At 68.6% G+C, this 4,519-nt stretch carries 4 protein-coding genes and 1 pseudogene; 3 read left to right on the forward strand and 2 right to left on the reverse strand.

Features of this window, described 5'->3' with window-relative positions:
* Positions 1-1,532 (reverse strand): benzoylformate decarboxylase (gene mdlC / locus FREUN1FDRAFT_RS38025; protein WP_035957473.1); only part of this gene is annotated, 1,532 nt, incomplete at its 3' end.
* Between the two features lie 462 nt (positions 1,533-1,994).
* Here mdlC and FREUN1FDRAFT_RS38030 point away from each other — a divergent pair.
* From FREUN1FDRAFT_RS38030 to FREUN1FDRAFT_RS38040, 3 genes are all read left to right on the forward strand, one after another.
* A complete protein-coding gene (locus FREUN1FDRAFT_RS38030) occupies positions 1,995-2,363 on the forward strand; it encodes a hypothetical protein (RefSeq protein ID WP_006545764.1) in 369 nt (122 codons plus the stop codon).
* Between the two features lie 192 nt (positions 2,364-2,555).
* Positions 2,556-3,254 (forward strand): class I SAM-dependent methyltransferase, encoded by a 699-nt coding sequence (locus FREUN1FDRAFT_RS38035; protein WP_006545765.1) that lies wholly within the window; start codon positions 2,556-2,558, stop codon positions 3,252-3,254.
* A 62-nt stretch (positions 3,255-3,316) separates the two neighbouring features.
* Positions 3,317-3,880: a DUF302 domain-containing protein gene (locus FREUN1FDRAFT_RS38040; protein ID WP_006545766.1), complete on the forward strand. Its 564-nt coding sequence runs from the start codon at positions 3,317-3,319 to the stop codon at positions 3,878-3,880.
* A gap of 139 nt (positions 3,881-4,019) precedes the next feature.
* On the opposite strand, the pseudogene FREUN1FDRAFT_RS38045 reads toward FREUN1FDRAFT_RS38040, so the two are convergent.
* A pseudogene (locus tag FREUN1FDRAFT_RS38045) lies at positions 4,020-4,519 on the reverse strand (SDR family NAD(P)-dependent oxidoreductase); the annotation flags it as partial.

Raw genomic sequence — 4,519 nt, forward strand, 5'->3', positions numbered from 1 at the left:
ACGCCGGCCGTGCGCTCCAGCTCCGCGAACGACTTGAGGATCGAATACTCGTGTCGCAGGACGACGAAGACGATCGGCAGCGAGTGCTGCGTCGCCGTCCACAACGCCTGCACGGAGTACTGGAAGGCCCCGTCGCCGATGATGCCGATGACCGGGCGGTGGACCCCGCGATCCCGATCACCGAGGGCCACCCCGACGGCGGCGGGAACCGCCCAGCCGAGGCCTCCGCTGGCGTTCGCGAAGAACGAGGCGGGCTCGATCACCGGTAGCCATTCGACCTGTTCGCCGATGGTGGACGTCGATTCGTAGACGAGCGCCGCGTTTCGCGGGCGGCTGGCGTTGATGACCGCGTGCACCTCGTCCGCGCAGAGCGGGCCGCCTGCGGTCTCCGGCCGATCCGGTGCGTGCCGCGGTGGCCGCGGCTGGGCCCGTGCTTGGAACCGGGTTTGCGGCGGCTGCTGGTGCTGGACGTGCTCGACGTGCTGGGGCTGGGGATGGGGATGCTGGTGCTGGGGGCGCCGCGGAGAGTGGGCCGCTTCGGCGTCCAGCAGCTCGGTGAGAAGCTCGATGGCGAGCCGAGCGTCACCGAGAACACTGTCGCCGACCCGCGCCGCCCCGGCGACGGCCGGATCGCCGGTGATGTGCAGCAGCTCGGTCCCCGCCGGCAGGATGTCGCCGGGTACATGGGGGTAATAGCGGAAGACCGCCGCGCCGATGACGACAACAAGGTCGTACCCGGTGAGCCGGTCACTGACGGATTTCTGTGACATGCCCAGCCGACCCTGGAAAAGCGGGTGATCCTCCGGGAAGGAGACGCGGTCGGGCAGGGCCGCGCCGAAGACCGGCACACCCAGGTTCTCGGCCAGTGCGATGGCGGCATGCCAGCCACCGGAACGGTCCACCTCGGGCCCGAACACCAGAACCGGGCGCTGGCTCGCCCGGATGCGTCGGGCGAAACCACGCAGGCGCTCGGTTTCCGGCGCGCACACCGTGCTCACACTGCGGACCACGGCCGGCCCCGTCATCGGGGCGTTCCAGTCGTCGAGCGGAATGGATAGGAAGACCGGCCCCGCCGGGGGCTGGGTCGCGATCGCGCAGGCGCGCATGAACGCCTCGGGGACATCCTGCGCGCGGGCCGGCTCGTAGGACCACTTCACCCAGGGCCTGGGCAGGTTCGTCGCCTCACGGTTGCTCAGGAAGGGCTCGCCGATCACCATTTCGCGATGCTGCTGGCCGGCCGTCACGATGAGTGGGGTATGCGCGTCGAAGGCCGACACGAGGTTTCCGATGGAGTGCCCGACACCCGCCGATGAGTGCAGGTTCACCAGGGCCGGCCGCCGCGTTACCTGCGCAAACGCGTCCGCCATGGCCATGACGGACGCCTCCTGCAGGCCGAGGACGTAGGTGAAATCGCTCGGGAAGTCCTGGAGGAAGGTCTGCTCGGTCGAGCCCGGATTACCGAAGACGGTCGTTATCCCCAGCGATCGCAGCAACTGGTAGGTCACGTCATGAACGGTCGACTCGCCACTCATCGGATAATGGGCCCCCATGAATCGGGGACGTCCCGGACAAAGCGGCGGTGGCGATGGTCGCGGTGACGTCCGGAGCTCGGAGGCGAGAATGCTCGCACGCCACGTGGACCGACGCCAACGGCGGACCGATGTCTACGGCGGACCGTGCCGACGCCGGCCCGGAAGCGCCCGCGTAGCAACAGCACTCGGCAGCCCGTAGCCGTGGCTCGAAGACCTGGGGATTCTGGTCGTTCTGGAGCGTGTGGCAAAATCCCGAGCTTCAGGATTAGCTGCTGCCGAGCAAGGGTGGAGGATTTTGTCGGATTATCCGGGTCTGGGCGGCTGTCGGCCGGCCTGCGCAGTCGGCCTCCGACCGAATGGTCGCCATCCGGCATTCTAGTGGCGCCGGCGTGTGAATATTCCGGGGCCGGGTATACCGAGCCGCACGCGCCATCATTCTGGTGTGAGCGTTGGGGGTGCGTCATGCGAGGACTTTCGAGAATCAGGGCACTGGGCCTGGTGGTCGGGGCGGGCGCGACGCTGGCCGTTGTTCCCATGACACCGGCGACCGCGGGAACGATAAACAATCCGCTGACGGTCACCGGCACGGTGCGGTGTCAGGTCGGTTCGGCCGAATCACTTCTGATCACCGGTGGTGGCGAGTCGCACGGTGCCTCCGTCGGCGTCGGCGGCCGGTTCTCGGTGGTATTCGGTAACCCGCAGCTCCCCAGCATCGCGACCGCTCAGGTGCGCTGCGACATCGCCGGTAACAGAACCTACCGTTCGACGAACTTCACCATGTACCGCCCGGTTGTCGGGCAGGTTCTGAACGTGACCCTCACAGTCCTCTGATCTCCTCTGAATCAGTACCGGTACCTCAGGCAGGTGGTGTGCCCGGATGTGGGCACACCACCTGTCGTGCTCGGGAAACGTCGTGCCCCGCCCAACCATCCACCGCCACCGCCACCGCCACCGCACCGATCGGACCGGCCGCCGAAGAAGAAATCGGTTGGCGGGCACCGCGATCTCTGATCGGGTTGTCGCATGCGACAGCGCTACGACGACTTCGCCGACTGGTACGACGTCTACGCGACCCGGGGAACGGGCCAACCGGTCGCCCGCGCGGCAGACCGCCTGCTGACCCGACTCCTCGGCTCCGGCCAGGACCGTCTTTGCCTTGACCTCGGCTGCGGCGGCGGTGTGCATGTTCCCGCACTGACCGGCCTGGGCTGGCGCGTGATCGGCGTCGACATCTCCGCGCGCCAGGTCGCCCTCGCCCGCCGGCGGCGCATCGCGGCGGTGGTAGCCAGCGCCGACCGGCTGCCGATCGCCGACCAGTCCGTAGATGCTGCCGCCACCGTCATGACGACCACGGACTTCGATGACCTGCTTCCCGTCTTCACCGAAGCCCACCGGGTGCTGCGCCCCGGCGGACGTCTGGTGGTGGTCGCCGCGCACCCGTGCTTCGGCGGCGTTTTCGTCGAACGCGACAGCCGGGGATCCTGCGTCGTCCACGCGGGTTACCGCGTCCATCAGCGGGTCGAAGCGCACCCCCTTCTCGGGGACGGGATCCGCGCCAGGGTCGGGGTGGTCAACGTCCCCCTGCCCGTGCTGCTGAACGCGCTGACCGGCGCGGGGCTCGTCCTGCGGGAGACCGCTGAGGACGACGGTGACCACCCGGTCCCTGACCTGCTCGCGCTCGCTGCCACCCGGGCGGGTTGCGATCGCCCGGGCATCCGCTGACGATGGATTGCCCAGCTGTCCAGGTGCGGTCGGGGGGATTCATGAGTGCACAGGAAATGACAATGGCCGCAGCCGGTGTGACAACGACCAGCTATGAGGCCTGCCGGTTGACTGTTACCGTCGACGAGCCATTCGACCGTTTCCGGGAGCGTTTCGAACGTGCTGTTCCTCGATTCGACGCCGCCCGGTTCGACGAGCTGGACCGAGAAGATGCCTCCTGGGCGGACGTCTCCCGGCTGACGGCGGAGAACGCCCCGCACAGCTTCATGATCTACTGGAGTCTGGACGCCTCCGCGCTGATGCGGCTCGCGGGCGGCACCCGGCGCTGCGTCGAGTACCTCATGGGCAACCATGTGATCGCCGAGCGGATGTACCGCCATGACCCGGCGGCGCTTCTGTACGCACCGCTGCGGCTGGCGATCTACGACGGCGAGCGAGGCGAGAGCGGCGAGCGCGACCAGCACGGCCCGTTGACCTGCCTGACCATCGACCAGCCAAGCTCGCTTTTCGCGAGCCTCGGTGATCTCGACATCACCCAGGTCGGCCTGGAACTGGACCAGAAACTGGCCGATCTCCTGGCGCACCTGCGCGTGCCCGTCCCGCCGGCCATCGCCGGCGTCCGATAACCGATCGCCGGGCTGGGGAAAGCTCAGACCGACCAGCTGCTCACTCAATGTCCAGAGCTGGTCCGCGTTCGCGGGATCCACGGCATAGGGCACGACACCGGTGAGCCGCAGGGCGTCACTCAGCCCCGTCTCGTCGATCGTCTACGTCATGAAGGGGGTGGCCCAGGGAGGAGACCTGCACCACCCGAGCCCCGCCCGCCGCGGCGAGGGCGGGCCACAGCCGTGCGGTGAGCTCAAAGTGGCCGAGGTGGTTCGTCGCGAACTGGGATTCGAAGCCCCGCGTATCCCGGGTCAGCGGGTTCGCCATGATGCCGGCGCTGTTCACCAGCAGGTGCAGGGCCCGCCCGGTCGCGAGGAATCGCCGTGCGAAGGCGTCGATGGACGCCGGGTCGAGTAGATCCATCGGCCACACCTGGACGCCCTCGATCGTGTCGAGGGCGCGGTGGGCTCTGGGTACGTCCCGTGCCGGGACGACGACCTCCGCTCCGGCGGCCCGCAGCGTGCGCACCGTCTCCCGGCCAAGGCCCGAGTAGCCGCCGGTCACGATCGCCGACCGGCCGGTCAGATCGATACCGGCGATGATCTGGGCCGCGGTCGAGGCGGCGCCGAAGCCTGAGTTGACGCGCTCCTGCCGGGTGA

This window comes from Parafrankia sp. EUN1f, assembly GCF_000177675.1.
In the GTDB taxonomy this organism is placed as follows: Bacteria; Actinomycetota; Actinomycetes; order Frankiales; family Frankiaceae; genus Parafrankia.